This window comes from Kribbella sindirgiensis, from assembly GCF_004331435.1.
GTDB classification, from domain to species: domain Bacteria; phylum Actinomycetota; class Actinomycetes; order Propionibacteriales; family Kribbellaceae; genus Kribbella; species Kribbella sindirgiensis.
Genome location: NZ_SJKA01000007.1, coordinates 431,970 through 444,384, shown reverse-complemented (window position 1 = coordinate 444,384; position 12,415 = coordinate 431,970). Strand labels below are relative to the sequence as shown.

Sequence of the window (12,415 nt, the reverse complement as noted above, 5' to 3'; positions counted from 1 at the left end):
GATGGCAGACCTACAGGTCGCTCCCTGGACCCTGGTGATCCCGGTGAAGCGTACGGCGATCGCGAAGAGCCGGCTCGCTCCGGCCTACCCTCAGCACCGTCCCGAACTGGCCCGCGCGTTCGCTGTCGACACTACTGCGGCCGCTCTCGGTTCTCCCCTGGTGCGGACGGTCCTGGTGGTCACGGACGACCCGCTGGTCGCCGCGGACGTCACCACCGCCGGCGCGCACGTGGTCCCGGACCTGCCCGCCACCGGTCTGAACGAAGCCTTGCTGCATGGAGCCACTGTGGCCGCTGCCGAGTTCGGTGGCAACGGAATCGCGGCCCTCTCGGCTGATCTCCCCGCGCTCCGCCCGGCCGAACTGACCGCTGTCCTCGCGGCCTGTACGGCGCCGCGCTCGTTCGTGATCGACCAGCCCGGCACCGGTACGACGTTGCTCGCCGCGGCGCCCGGGGTGGCGCTGGATCCGCGCTTCGGTGTCGGTTCCGCCCTGGCGCACCAGGCGTCCGGGGCGACGCCGATCGAGCTGACCGCGATCGAGTCGGTACGACGTGACGTCGACACGGCCGCCGACCTCGCACACGCCGTACAGCTGGGAGTCGGTCCGGCGACCGCGGACGTGATGTCGCTGGTGCTCGGCGCCGCGACGGGTACCGAGGGGCTAGCCTGCTGACATGCAAGCGACAGTGAGCCGGTACGACGGCGAGACGTTCTCCGGTGCGGTGCTGACGGACACGGGGATCGAGCTTCCGTTCACCGTGCACGCCGTCTCCGACACCCCGGTCCGGCATCTGCGGGTGGGGCAACGGGTGCGGATCGAGACCACCGGCTCGGGTGCCGAGCTCGCAATTACCAAGCTGGAGTTCGGCACCCGTCTGTAGTCGGTTGCCCCGAACAACGGCGAAGGCCGGTCAACCCCTGGAGTGGGGTGACCGGCCTTCGCTGTTGTGCGGTATGCCGCAGTGCGTGAAGATCAGCGAGCGGTGCGCTTCGCCGCGGTCTTCTTGGCGGGGGCCTTCTTGGCCGGCGCCTTCTTCGCGACGACCTTCTTGGCCGGGGCCTTCTTCGCCGGGGCCTTCTTGGCAACGGTCTTCGCCGGAGCCTTCTTGGCGACCGTCTTGGCCGGGGCCTTCTTCGCGACCGTCTTCTTCGCAGCGGCGGTCTTCGTCGCAGCGGCCTTGGCCGGTGCGGCCTTCTTCGCCGGGGCAGCCGCCTTGGTGGCGGTCGCGGCCGGCTTCGGGGCTACCAGCTTCGGCAGCTTCTTGGCGCCGGAGACGACGGCCTTCAGCTCCGCACCCGCGCGGAACTTCGGAACCGTGGTCTTCTTGGCGCGCTTGGTCTCACCGGTCCGCGGGTTGCGCACGATGCGCGCGCCACGCTCGATGGCCTCGAAGGCACCGAAACCGGTGATGGCGACCTTGCCACCCTTCTTGGTCAGCTCGCGCTGGACGGTGTCGATCACCGACTCCAGTGCGTGCTGGGCCTGGCGGCGGTTTCCGTCGAAGTGCACTGCGAGCGCTTCGACCAACTGGCTCTTGTTCACTGCTTCCCTCCGTGAACGTAGGCGTCGAGCACAGCGCTCGATCTCACAGGAACGTTATGGACTCAACACGCCGTTCACAAACACCAACGCGGCAATTCGGCCTTGTTTTAGGCGATTCGTGCCACAATTTCGCCCGATTCGGGCCCCAGAAGGCGTTTCAGAGCCATCCGCGACGCTTGAAGATCTGGTGCAGACCTCCACACACCAAGGCCATCAGGCCGATCGCGAAGGGGTATCCGTACTCCCAGTGCAGCTCCGGCATCTTGTCGAAGTTCATCCCGTAGACGGTGCCGATCAGCGTCGGGGCGAACAGGATCGCCGCCCAGGCAGAGATCCGCTTCACCTCTTCGTTCTGCTCGCTGCTGGCGATCGCGAGGCTCTTCATCTCCTCGTTCTGCTGCTGGGCCACCAGGGTCGCGTTCACGGTCAGGATGTCGCGCAGCAACTCCCGGAAGCCGTCGACCTTCTCCACCACTTCGGTGACGTGATCGGCCACGTCACGCAGTGAACGTTGCAGTTCCTCGTCGACGCCGTACTTCTGGAAACCGCCGCGGAGCTGCTCGAGCATGCCGATCAGCGGCCGGGTCGCGCGCTGGAACTCGATCACCTCGCGGGACAGTTCGTAGATGCGCCGCGAGACCTTCGGGTCGCCGCGGAACACCTCGGTCTCGATCTCGTCGATGTCGTTCTCCAGACCGGCGACCACCGGCGCGTACCCGTCGACGACCTTGTCCATGATCGCGTACAGCACCGCCTCGGCGCCGCGGCCGAGGAGTTCGGGGTCGCGTTCGACCCGGCGCCGTACCGCGGCCAGATTGGGCGCTTCGGCGTGCCGGACCGTCACCACGAAGTCCGGGCCGACGAAGACGTGCACCTCACCGAACTCGACCTCCTCGGTCGCGTCCCGGTACCGCGCGGCCTTCAGTACGACGAACAACGTGTCGCCGTACCGCTCCAGCTTGGGCCGCTGGTGCGCCTCTCCTGCGTCCTCGATCGCGAGCTCGTGCAGGTCGAACTCCTGCGCCAGCGAGGCGAGCTCGCGGCGGTCCGGCCGGTACAGGCCGATCCAGGCCAGGCTCTGCGGGGAGTCGTGCAGCGCGGCGTACGTGTCCGCGAGTGAGTCCGGGGACGCGATCCGGTTGCCGCCGCAGTAGATCGCGCTGTCGACGACGCTGTGTCCCTTGGGCTTCTGGTGATCGCGGGACAGCTTCTCGGCCGGCTCGATCGCTGTCGCGGCAGCGGATGCGGCGTGCTTACGGGCGGCGGCACGCAGTGACGGGGTGCGGCTGAACGCGCGAAGCGAACGCAGGCGCAGGTCGGACATGAGTCCTCCAGGTGCGGTGGAAACGTGAGAGTGATGAGCGCACGTCTGCCCGACCGCTACTGCTGGAGAAAGTCAGTCCCCCACAGGTCGAGCGAGACCCGTATGTCTGGAGGGATCGCTGCTGTTGGTCATGAGCGCCTCACCTCCTCGGTCTCGCAAGCCTTGTTCTGATGATGTTCCAGGCAACCACGCAAGGGTAACACCAGAGTTATCGCCCCCGCCCACCCGAACGTTACGGGGGCGATAACTCTGGTAGAGCTTCAGGCCTTCGCAGGAAGGGTTGCGGGCTTGAAGGAGGGCCGGGTCGCTTCGTAGGCAGCGATCTCGTCCGCGTGCGACAGCGTGATGCCGACGTCGTCCAGACCGTTCAGCAGCCGGTAGCGCGTGTAGTCGTCGATCTCGAACGGCGCCGCGACGTCACCGGCCGAGATCGTCTTGTTCTCCAGGTCGACCGTGACCTTGGTCCCCGGGTCGGCCTCGATCGCGGTCCACAGCTGCTCCACGACGTCCTGCGTCACCAGGGCCGCGAGCAGACCGGCCTTGCCGGAGTTCCCGCGGAAGATGTCGCCGAACCGCGACGACACGACGACGCGGAACCCGTAGTCGAGCAGGGCCCAGACCGCGTGCTCCCGGGAGGATCCGGTACCGAAGTCCGGTCCCGCCACGAGCACCGAGACACCGTCGTACTCGGGCTGGTTGAGTACGAAGGACGGATCGTTGCGCCAGGCCGCGAACAGCCCGTCCTCGAAGCCGGTGCGGGTGACCCGCTTCAGGTACACGGCCGGGATGATCTGGTCGGTGTCGACGTTGCTGCGGCGCAGCGGAGCCGCCGTACCGATGTGCTGGGTGAAGGCTTCCATGATTGCGTTGCTCCTCAGACGTTCGCAGGTACGGCGACGGGCGGCAGGTCGGCCGGAGCGGCCAGGGTCCCGGTAACGGCGGTCGCGGCGGCGACGAGCGGCGACACCAGGTGGGTGCGTCCGCCCTTGCCCTGCCGGCCTTCGAAGTTCCGGTTCGAGGTGGAGGCGCTGCGCTCGCCCGGGGCCAGCTGGTCCGGGTTCATGCCCAGGCACATCGAGCATCCGGCGCCGCGCCACTCGGCGCCGGCGCCCTTGAAGATCGCGTCCAGGCCCTCGGCCTCGGCCTGCAGCCGGACCCGGCCGGAGCCCGGGACGACGAGCATCCGGGTGCCCTCGGCAACCTTCCGCCCGGCCAGTACGCCGGCCGCGGCCCGCAGGTCCTCGATCCGGCCGTTCGTGCAGGACCCCAGGAACACCGTGTCCACGTGGATCTCGCGCAGCGGCGTACCGGCGGTCAGGCCCATGTACTCCAGGGCGCGCTCGGCGGCGACCTTGTCGTTCTCGTTGTCGAAGTCGTCCGGCGACGGCACGGTCGCGGACAGCGGGACGCCCTGGCCGGGGTTGGTGCCCCAGGTGACGAACGGCGCGATGTCCTCGGCGCGCAGCACGACCTCACGGTCGAAGGTGGCGTCGGCGTCGGTGGCCAGGCTCTTCCAGTACTCGACGGCGGCTTCCCAGTCGACGCCCTGCGGCGCGTGCGGCTTGTCCTTCAGGTACGCGAACGTGGTCTCGTCCGGCGCGATCATGCCGGCCTTCGCGCCCCACTCGATCGACATGTTGCAGATCGTCATCCGGGCTTCCATGCTGAGCGCCCGGATCGCCTCGCCGCGATACTCGACGATGTAGCCCTGGCCGCCGCCGGTGCCGACCTGTGCGATCAGCGCCAGCACCAGGTCCTTGGCCGAGACGCCGTCCGGCAGTACGCCGTCGACGGTGACGGCCATCGTCTTCGGGCGGGCCTGCATCAGCGTCTGGGTGGCCAGCACGTGCTCGACCTCGCTGGTACCGATGCCGAAGGCAATCGCCCCGAACGCGCCGTGGGTGGAGGTGTGGCTGTCACCGCAGACCACGGTCATCCCGGGCTGGGTCAGGCCGAGCTGCGGGCCGATCACGTGCACGACGCCCTGGTCCGGGTCGCCGAGGGTGTGGATCCGGATGCCGAACTCCTCGGCGTTCTTGCGCAGCGTGTCCACCTGCGTCCGCGACACCGGGTCGGCGATCGGCTTGTCCACGTCGTACGTCGGGACGTTGTGGTCCTCGGTGGCGATGGTCAGGTCCGGCCGCCGGACCGGGCGGTTCGCGAGCCGCAGCCCGTCGAACGCCTGTGGACTGGTCACCTCGTGCACCAGGTGGAGGTCGATGTAGAGGAGGTCGGGCTCTCCGTCGGCATGGCGCACGACGTGCGCATCCCAGACCTTTTCCGACAACGTCCTACCCATCAGACTCTCCTTTGAGATGGTTGCGTGCTGAGTGCTTTCGCTCACAGTGCTCTCGATTGGGCGGCTGAAGCGACTTGCGTTCCACGATTCGAGACGGCAGTATCGTCTCATGGACAACTCTAGCGGAGTCGGCGTTCTCGACAAAGCAGCTCTCGTTCTGTCCGCACTCGAGTCCGGGCCGGCGACCCTGGCCGGACTGGTGGCGGCCACGGGGCTGGCGCGCCCGACGGCACATCGTCTGGCGGTCGCGCTCGAGCACCACCGCCTGGTCGGCCGCGACATGCAGGGACGCTTCGTGCTCGGCCCGCGACTCAGCGAGTTGGCCTCCGCAGCCGGTGAGGACCGGCTGCTCGCGACCGCCGGCCCGGTGCTGGCGCGACTGCGGGACATCACCGGTGAGTCGGCGCAACTGTTCCGCCGCCAGGGTGAGTACCGGGTGTGCGTCGCCGCCGCCGAGCGTCCGTCCGGTCTGCGCGACACCGTCCCCGTGGGCAGCCAGCTGACCATGGCGGCCGGGTCGGCCGCTCAAATACTGCTTGCCTGGGAAGACCCGGAGCGGATGCACCGCGGTCTGCACAACGCCTCGTTCAACGCCGCCGCACTGGCCGGCGTACGGCGTCGCGGCTGGGCGCACTCGGTCGGCGAACGCGAGCAGGGCGTCGCGTCGGTCTCCGCCCCGGTCCGCTCCCCCAGCGGCAAGGTGATCGCCGCCGTGTCGGTCTCCGGCCCGATCGAGCGCCTCTCCCGCCAGCCCGGGCGCATGCACGCCCCCGCCGTGATGGCCGCCGCCGAACGCCTCTCCGAGGCCCTCCGCCGCGCCTCCGAGTAGCAGCTTCAGGCCGACTGCCAGCCGCCGTACGGAACTGTGAGGATCTCGAGGTTGTGCCCGTCGGGGTCGACCCAGTAGAGGCCGCGCCCGCCGTCGTTGGTGTTGATCTCGCGCTCCTGCCGATGGAACGGGTCCGCCCAGTAGGTCAGGCCCCGCTCGACGATCCGCGCGTGAATCTGGTCGAACTCGTCCTCGCTCACCAGAAACGCGTAGTGCTGCGACCGCGGCTCCCCGTGGGCGTCGGCGAAGTCCAACGAGGTCCCGTTCCCCAGTTGAACGACCGCGAACGGCCCGTAGCTGCTCGGCTCCGGGAGGCCCAGGATGCCGGCCAGAAAGCGCGCCGACGCCTCCTTGTCGCTGGAATTCACGATCGTGTGGTTGAACTCGACGGCCATTCCCTCAGGCTACTCGGGCCGCGGGTGATTGCCGTGGGTGAGCAATCGGATCACCATGAGGAGAACGAGCGCCTCGAGGAGGTCCGACATGGAGCGGGACTGGTTGACGCTGGGATGGAAGATGCTGCTGGTACGCGGTGCGATCGGCATCGTGTTCGGGATTCTCGCGATCGCGTGGCCGATCTCCACGGCGATCGCGCTCGCGCTGCTCTGGGGGTTCTGGGCTCTCACCGACGGGATCGGATCGATCGCGCAGGCCTTCCAGCCGGAGGCGAAGGGCAGTCGGCTCTTCCTGGTCACCCTCGGGGTGATCGCGTTGATCGCGGCGTTCTTCGCGATCACCAGTCCGGGGATGACGGCGAAGACGCTGACCTGGATCCTCGGGATCTGGCTGATCATCCGGGGCATCTTCGAGTTCGCCGGCGCCTTCAGCAGTCACCAGATGATGCCACGCTGGTTGCTGCTGCTGAGCGGTTTGCTCTCGATCTTCATCGGCGTGCTCTTCGCCGCCAACCCGGGCGCGGGCGCGGTGACCGTTGCGACGCTGCTCGGCGTGACAGCCATCGTTTGGGGCGCCGTACTGATCGGTGTCGGTCTGTCGGTGCGGCGAGCGCTGCCGCAGCCGGGGGCGTCTCAGTCCGACCCGACGCCTGCCTGACAACCACACGACGTACTCGGGACCAGTTCGTAGTCGAGCACGTGGCGGGCTGCGGGCGGGTTGGTGCGGTCGAGCAGTAGTTCGACCGCCTGGCGTGCGGTTTCCTCGATGGGCTGGCGGACGCTGGCCAGCGGCGGGATCGTCACGGTGCACTCGCTGGTGCCGTCGAAACCCATCACGGCGACGTCGTCGGGCACCTGCAGCCCGGCCTCCCAGGCTGCGAACAGTACGCCGAACGCCTGCTCGTCCGTCGAGCAGTAGATCGCCCGCGGCGGGCGCTTCTGCGCGAACCACGGGCGTACGGCGTCCCGCGCGGCGAACCGTGACACGGGCGACGCGACGTACCGCGCCGAGGCTCGCGGGTGTGCCTTCAGCGCGCGTTCGATGCCGCGGCGGTGTTCCGCCGTACCGGGTGAATCCTCGGGGCCGGTGACGACGCCGAGGGTCCGGTAGCCGTGTGACAGCAGATGGTCTGCCGAGGTCTCCGCGGCCGCGACGTAGTCGATGGAGAGCGTGGAGACCGTCACTCCGTCGGGCACCGGATGCAGAGCGACAACCGGTACGCCGGCCGTCGCGAAGCGCTGGATCGCCGGCGCGACGAGCAGCGAGACGAGGACGACGCCGTCGACCTTGCGTTCGATGAACGACCCGATGTGGGCCGACTCCTGTTCCGGATCGCCGGCCGAGTCGCCGATCAGCAGTAGGTGGTCGTGCTGCCGCGCGTAGTTCTCCAGGTGTTCGGCGAGCGTGGCGAAGTACGGGTTGCGGATCTGCGGGATCAGCAGCCCGAGCGAGTACGTGCGGCCCGCGCTCAGCGCCCGGGCGAGGATGTTCGGCCGGTACTCCAGCTCCGCCGCGGCCTCCAGCACGCGTCGGCGGGTCTCCGCCGACACGGGCCGGGGGCCGTTGTTGAAGACGTAGCTGACGACCGCCGTGGACGTGCCGGCGCGTTCCGCGACGTCACGTGCGGTCGCCATCGATCTCCCCACGAGCCACAGCGTATGCCGTCCCCGCGGCCACGATCCGCGCCGTGATCTCCTCGGCCACGTGCTCGGCCTCCACCGCGGTGACGATCCGCACGGTGCCGTCCGCATCGGGCGCGAACGTGCTGTGCCCGGCCTGCGCTCCCCCGACCTCGATCGACACTCGCCCGAGCTTGGAGAAGGTGAACAGTTCCGGGCGACTCAGCGCGAGGACCGCGACCGGGTCGTGCGGCACGTTCCACGTCTCGTTCCAGTACGCCCACCACTGCTCGATGTCCGCCCCGAGCGCGGCACCGAGCGGGCCCGCGGCGCGGATCCGCTCCAGTCGCGCCGCCTCGATCGTGACCTGCTGGGTGATCTCCAGCCCGGTGATCGTGGTCGGGATCCCCGCGTTCAGCACGGCCCGCGCGGCCACGTCGTCGGACTTGAAGTTGTGCTCGCACACGTCGTCGCCGAACGATCCACCCATCACCCACAGGTGCCGGATCCACCAGGCCGCCTGCGGTTCGAGGGCCAGTGCGGCGGCCACGTTCGTCAGCGGACCGATCGCAGCCACGTCGAGCTCACCAGGTTGCTCGCGGAGCCGTGCGACCAGTCGTTCCGGCGCGCTGTCGGCGCTGATGGTCTCCTCGGACAGATCGTCGTGCAGCGTGCCCTCGTGCCCGGCCCACCAGACCTCCCGCCCCGACAACGGTTCGGCGAGCCCCGGTACCACGTCCAGTGAGCGGCCGGCGAGTACGCCGTACCGTCGAGCCAACTGGGCCCGCAGCCGCGTGTCGCCGTACACGGTGTGCACCTCGGCGAGGTCGATCTCCGGGCTGCCGAGGAGCTGGGCGAGCGCCATGGCGTCGTCGACGTCGGACCCGATATCGGTGTCCAGGATGAGGGAGCGCATGTTCTCCTTACTTGAGCCCGGTACTCGACACGGACTGGACGAAGTACCGCTGGAAGCCGGCGATGACGACCAGCGGGATGACGGTGAGGACCACGGCGCCCGCGAACACGAGACCGTAGTCGGTGAAGTTCTGGCCTTGCAGGTTGGACAGCGCGACCGGGCCGAGGATGTGGTTGGCGTCGGTGCCGATCAGCAGCGGCCAGACGTAGGCCTGCCACTGGAAGAGGAACAGCATCAGCCCGGCGCCGATCAGCGCGGGTTTCGACAGCGGCAGGTAGATCCAGCGGAACACCCCGAACCAGCCGAGCCCGTCGAGCCGCCCGGCCTCGACCAGTTCGGCCGGGATGCCGAGGAAGAACTGCCGGAGCAGGAAGATCGCCATCCCGTTGCCGATCCCCGGCAGCACCAGACCCGCGAACGTGTTGGTCAGCTGCCAGTCCCGGAACATCGTCGACAGCGGGATCGCGATCGCGTCGAACGGCACCAGGAAGCTCAGTACGACGATGCCGAACACCAGCCCGCGCCCGCGGAACTGGAACGCGGCGAGCCCGAAGGCCGCGGTCGCGCAGACCGCCAGACCGATGACGACGGTGGCCGCGCTGACCAGGATCGAGTTGAGCGTCGCGCGACCGATCGGGCTGTTCAGCAGCGCGGAGTAGTTGGTGAGGGTCGGGCGCAGTTCGAGGAACGTCTGCCAGGACAGCGGACTGAGGTTGGCGAACGTCTCCGAGCCGGGGCGCAGCGAGTTCGTGACGACCCAGAGCAACGGCAGGAAGAACAGGATGCCGACCGCGCCGCCGAGCACCGAGAGGCTGATCCGCTTCACTGGTCACCTCGCAGCAGCCGGAACTGCGCGGCCACGATCGCCAGCGTCAGCGCGACCAGGATGACGACCTCGGCCTGCGCGACGTGGATGTCGCCGATCGCGTACGCGCGGCTGTAGACGTCGTACATCAGCAGGTTGCTGTTGCCGTTCGGGCCACCCTTGGTGAGGATCTGCACCGGCGCGAACACGAGCAGGTTCGACACCGTGTCGGCGACCAGGACGAACGCGAGCGGACGCCGTACCAGCGGAAGGACGACGGAGATCATCCGCCGCCACGGGCCCGCGCCGTCGAGCAGCGCGGCCTCGCGGACCTCTTCCGGAACCTCCTGGATCCCCGCGATCAGGAACAGCATCCAGTACCCGACACCGATCCAGGACAGCAGCACGATCAGCGACGGCAGCACCTGACTCGGCGAGGTGAGGAACGGCTGCGCCGGCAGGCCCAGCCGTTCCAGTACGCCGTTCGCCAAGCCGTCGGGCCGGTAGATGACGCTCCAGATCACTGCCGACACCGCAGGCGGGGTGGCTATCGGCAGGATCACGAGCGTGCGCCAGAGCTTCGCGCCCGCGGCCCGTTGGGTGAAGAGGACCGCGAGCAGGAACGAGACCGCGACCTGGATCGGGTTCACCAGCACGGTGAACAGCAGCGTCACACCGACCGACTGCCGGAAATCCTTGTTCGACAGCAGATCCGTGTAGTTGCCGAGGCCTGCGAACACCCGCCCGCCGCGCAGCAGGCTCTCGGTGTAGAAGCTCTCGACCACGGCCGAGATCGCCGGAACGATCCTCAGGACGGCGAGACACACCAGCGCCGGAGCCAGGAAGGCGAGGGCGATCAGCCCTTGCCGTTGCCTCATTTAATCGACTTCCAGGCGTCGGTCAGTTGCCTGGTTGCCTCCTGCAACCGCGCGTCCGAGTTGGTCCCGTTGCGGATGTCCGCGAACGCCTTCCCCATCACTTCCTCGAACTGGATGTACCCGACACTCACCGGCCGCGACACCGCGGTGTGCTCACTCTCGTACGTCGTGATCGCGGCGGCCCCGGCCGTCTTCGCGCCGGAGAAGGTGTCCATCTGCGGGGTGTACTGCTTCTGCGCCTCGAGGTTCGCCGGGATGATCGTCGTCGTACTCGTCGTGGCCAGGTTGCCGGCCGGGTCCAGCGTCGCGAACTCGACGAACTTGCGCGCCATCCCCTGCTGCTTCGACGCCGGGTTGACGCCGAGCGACCACGAACCGGTCGGCGTCACCGGCTTGCCGCCCTGGAAGTACGGCATCGGGGCCACGCCCCAGTCGATCTTCGAGCTGCCGAAGATCTTCAGGTCCCACGGGCCGCCGACGAAGAACGCGACGTCACCGGCGGCGAACACCGGGCCGGTCTGGAACCCGCCGATACCCCGCGGCGACAGTCCGCTCGCGAACGTCGCGCCGTACCACTGCATCGCCTTCTTCCACCCGTCGGTCTCGACCGCCGGCGTGAGGGCGTCGTCGCCTTCGATCCCGGATCCACCGCCGAGCGACTCGGCCAGCGGCTGCAGCTGGTAGTACGCCTCGGGCTGCTCCAGGAACAGGCCATACTTCGTCCCGCCCGCCTGCATCGCCTTCCGGCCGGCGGCCTCGACCTGCTCCCAGGTCCAGCGCTGCTCCGGGTCCGCGGTCGGCGGCGTCACCTTGGCCTTCGCGAGCGCGGTCTTGTTGTAGAAGAGGAACTGCGTCGAGTTCCACATCGGCAACGACCAGAGCTTGTCGCGGAAGTGGTTGGTCTTGTACGCCGACGCGCTGAAGGACGTCTTCACCTTCGCGTCGAGGTCGCTGAGGTCGGTCAGGAACCCCTTCGCGGCGAGCTGCGAGACCCGCGGTTCGTCGACCGTGTAGACGTCGATCCCGGTGTCCTTCGCGCTCAGCCGCTGCTGCATGGTCGCGTTGAACTGGTCGAACGGGATCTGGGTGTAGGTCACCTTGATCCCCGGGTTCTTCGCCTCGAAGGCCTTGATCACCGGCTGGTACGTCTCGGCGTTGTCGGTCCCGGTGAACGTGATCGTCCCGGTCTCGGGGCCCGGGTCGGTCGTTGCCTGGCCGCCGGGCTCGGACGAGCCACCACAGCCGGCCAGCAGCAGGGCCGCGGCAACCGCCACGGCCGGAAGAGCGAAGAGGTTACGCCGCACAGCGTTCCCCTTTCCACGAGCAGGAGAGGTCTAAGCGGTTAGACTCTAAGCGGTTAGACCTCGAGGTGTCCAGCACCTGGTTCTCCCGGCGGTGCCCGCTTCACGCTGAGGTCGAGCACAACGAAAACGCCTCCCACCGAATGGTGGGAGGCGCTCGACTCTGGTAGCCCCGACGGGATTCGAACCCGCGCTACCGCCTTGAGAGGGCGGCGTGCTAGGCCGCTACACAACGGGGCCAGAGGTGTGTCATCCGGTCCTGACGGGCCGGGCAACGAGGTTGAACTCTACCGATTTTCACCGGTGCGGTCCAATCCGCTGGGGTACTAGGACTCGAACCTAGACTAACTGAACCAGAATCAGACGGGCTGCCAATTACCCCATACCCCAAAGGCATTTCACTGGGTCGAGAGTTTGTTTCCGCCCTCATCAACCCGGCTCGGAGAGCTTACCCGAGGCAGGGACCGGACAGCAAAACGGGCCCCCTCGCGGCGGGTTGTCACTC

At 68.3% G+C, this 12,415-nt stretch carries 14 protein-coding genes and 2 tRNA genes; 4 read left to right on the top strand and 12 right to left on the bottom strand.

What is annotated here, in order from left to right; genetic code table 11:
• Position 1 precedes the first annotated feature (1 nt).
• The gene (gene cofC, locus E0H50_RS22655) at positions 2-673 is read left to right on the top strand and encodes a 2-phospho-L-lactate guanylyltransferase (RefSeq protein ID WP_202868274.1); all 672 of its coding nucleotides are present in this window, start codon (positions 2-4) and stop codon (positions 671-673) included.
• A 1-nt stretch (position 674) separates the two neighbouring features.
• Positions 675-881: a hypothetical protein gene (locus E0H50_RS43495; protein ID WP_202868273.1), complete on the top strand. Its 207-nt coding sequence runs from the start codon at positions 675-677 to the stop codon at positions 879-881.
• A 92-nt stretch (positions 882-973) separates the two neighbouring features.
• On the opposite strand, the gene E0H50_RS22650 is transcribed toward E0H50_RS43495, so the two are convergent.
• The 4 genes from E0H50_RS22650 to leuC form a co-directional block, all read right to left on the bottom strand.
• Positions 974-1,543 (bottom strand): HU family DNA-binding protein, encoded by a 570-nt coding sequence (locus tag E0H50_RS22650; RefSeq protein WP_131291739.1) that lies wholly within the window; start codon positions 1,541-1,543, stop codon positions 974-976.
• Positions 1,544-1,700: 157 nt separating this feature from the next.
• On the bottom strand, positions 1,701-2,867 hold the full coding sequence (corA, locus tag E0H50_RS22645; protein ID WP_131291737.1) for a magnesium/cobalt transporter CorA: 1,167 nt from the start codon (positions 2,865-2,867) through the stop codon (positions 1,701-1,703).
• 260 nt (positions 2,868-3,127) lie between these two features.
• Positions 3,128-3,727 carry a 3-isopropylmalate dehydratase small subunit gene (leuD, locus tag E0H50_RS22640; RefSeq protein ID WP_131291735.1) on the bottom strand — a complete coding sequence of 200 codons (600 nt, stop codon included), beginning with the start codon at positions 3,725-3,727 and terminating at the stop codon, positions 3,128-3,130.
• A gap of 14 nt (positions 3,728-3,741) precedes the next feature.
• Positions 3,742-5,166 carry a 3-isopropylmalate dehydratase large subunit gene (leuC, locus tag E0H50_RS22635; RefSeq protein WP_131291733.1) on the bottom strand — a complete coding sequence of 475 codons (1,425 nt, stop codon included), beginning with the start codon at positions 5,164-5,166 and terminating at the stop codon, positions 3,742-3,744.
• Between the two features lie 109 nt (positions 5,167-5,275).
• Here leuC and E0H50_RS22630 point away from each other — a divergent pair, with 109 nt between their 5' ends.
• Positions 5,276-5,995 carry an IclR family transcriptional regulator gene (locus E0H50_RS22630; protein WP_130387568.1) on the top strand — a complete coding sequence of 240 codons (720 nt, stop codon included), beginning with the start codon at positions 5,276-5,278 and terminating at the stop codon, positions 5,993-5,995.
• Between the two features lie 5 nt (positions 5,996-6,000).
• On the opposite strand, the gene E0H50_RS22625 is transcribed toward E0H50_RS22630, so the two are convergent.
• Positions 6,001-6,390, bottom strand: a complete 390-nt coding sequence (locus E0H50_RS22625; protein ID WP_131291731.1) for a VOC family protein — start codon at positions 6,388-6,390, stop codon at positions 6,001-6,003.
• Positions 6,391-6,478: 88 nt separating this feature from the next.
• Here E0H50_RS22625 and E0H50_RS22620 point away from each other — a divergent pair, with 88 nt between their 5' ends.
• Complete coding sequence (locus E0H50_RS22620) at positions 6,479-7,048, top strand: HdeD family acid-resistance protein (protein ID WP_165547253.1); 570 nt, start codon at positions 6,479-6,481, stop codon at positions 7,046-7,048.
• Here the strand turns inward: E0H50_RS22620 and E0H50_RS22615 are convergent.
• The 7 genes from E0H50_RS22615 to E0H50_RS22585 all read right to left on the bottom strand — a co-directional run bounded on the left by E0H50_RS22615 (position 7,024) and on the right by E0H50_RS22585 (position 12,300).
• A complete protein-coding gene (locus tag E0H50_RS22615) occupies positions 7,024-8,025 on the bottom strand; it encodes a LacI family DNA-binding transcriptional regulator (protein WP_165547252.1) in 1,002 nt (333 codons plus the stop codon). The genes E0H50_RS22620 and E0H50_RS22615 overlap by 25 nt on opposite strands.
• Positions 8,009-8,926, bottom strand: a complete 918-nt coding sequence (locus tag E0H50_RS22610) for a nucleoside hydrolase (RefSeq protein WP_131291726.1) — start codon at positions 8,924-8,926, stop codon at positions 8,009-8,011. The genes E0H50_RS22615 and E0H50_RS22610 overlap by 17 nt, the downstream gene beginning before the upstream one ends.
• A gap of 7 nt (positions 8,927-8,933) precedes the next feature.
• The gene (locus E0H50_RS22605) at positions 8,934-9,752 is read right to left on the bottom strand and encodes a carbohydrate ABC transporter permease (RefSeq protein ID WP_131291724.1); all 819 of its coding nucleotides are present in this window, start codon (positions 9,750-9,752) and stop codon (positions 8,934-8,936) included.
• Positions 9,749-10,609: a carbohydrate ABC transporter permease gene (locus tag E0H50_RS22600; protein WP_131291722.1), complete on the bottom strand. Its 861-nt coding sequence runs from the start codon at positions 10,607-10,609 to the stop codon at positions 9,749-9,751. Before E0H50_RS22600 ends, E0H50_RS22605 begins: the two co-directional genes overlap by 4 nt.
• Positions 10,606-11,913 (bottom strand): sugar ABC transporter substrate-binding protein, encoded by a 1,308-nt coding sequence (locus E0H50_RS22595; RefSeq protein WP_131291720.1) that lies wholly within the window; start codon positions 11,911-11,913, stop codon positions 10,606-10,608. Before E0H50_RS22595 ends, E0H50_RS22600 begins: the two co-directional genes overlap by 4 nt.
• A gap of 161 nt (positions 11,914-12,074) precedes the next feature.
• Positions 12,075-12,150, bottom strand: a tRNA-Glu gene (locus tag E0H50_RS22590).
• 78 nt (positions 12,151-12,228) lie between these two features.
• Positions 12,229-12,300 (bottom strand) — tRNA-Gln (locus E0H50_RS22585).
• Positions 12,301-12,415 lie beyond the last annotated feature (115 nt).

Coding starts and splice junctions, on each gene's coding strand:
- cofC (WP_202868274.1), top strand. CDS start 2: ATGGCAGACCTACAGGTCGCTCCCTGGACCCTGGTGATCCCGGTGAAG.
- E0H50_RS43495 (WP_202868273.1), top strand. CDS start 675: ATGCAAGCGACAGTGAGCCGGTACGACGGCGAGACGTTCTCCGGTGCG.
- corA (WP_131291737.1), bottom strand. CDS start 2,867: ATGTCCGACCTGCGCCTGCGTTCGCTTCGCGCGTTCAGCCGCACCCCG.
- leuD (WP_131291735.1), bottom strand. CDS start 3,727: ATGGAAGCCTTCACCCAGCACATCGGTACGGCGGCTCCGCTGCGCCGC.
- leuC (WP_131291733.1), bottom strand. CDS start 5,166: ATGGGTAGGACGTTGTCGGAAAAGGTCTGGGATGCGCACGTCGTGCGC.
- E0H50_RS22630 (WP_130387568.1), top strand. CDS start 5,276: ATGGACAACTCTAGCGGAGTCGGCGTTCTCGACAAAGCAGCTCTCGTT.
- E0H50_RS22625 (WP_131291731.1), bottom strand. CDS start 6,390: ATGGCCGTCGAGTTCAACCACACGATCGTGAATTCCAGCGACAAGGAG.
- E0H50_RS22620 (WP_165547253.1), top strand. CDS start 6,479: ATGGAGCGGGACTGGTTGACGCTGGGATGGAAGATGCTGCTGGTACGC.
- E0H50_RS22615 (WP_165547252.1), bottom strand. CDS start 8,025: ATGGCGACCGCACGTGACGTCGCGGAACGCGCCGGCACGTCCACGGCG.
- E0H50_RS22610 (WP_131291726.1), bottom strand. CDS start 8,926: ATGCGCTCCCTCATCCTGGACACCGATATCGGGTCCGACGTCGACGAC.
- E0H50_RS22600 (WP_131291722.1), bottom strand. CDS start 10,609: ATGAGGCAACGGCAAGGGCTGATCGCCCTCGCCTTCCTGGCTCCGGCG.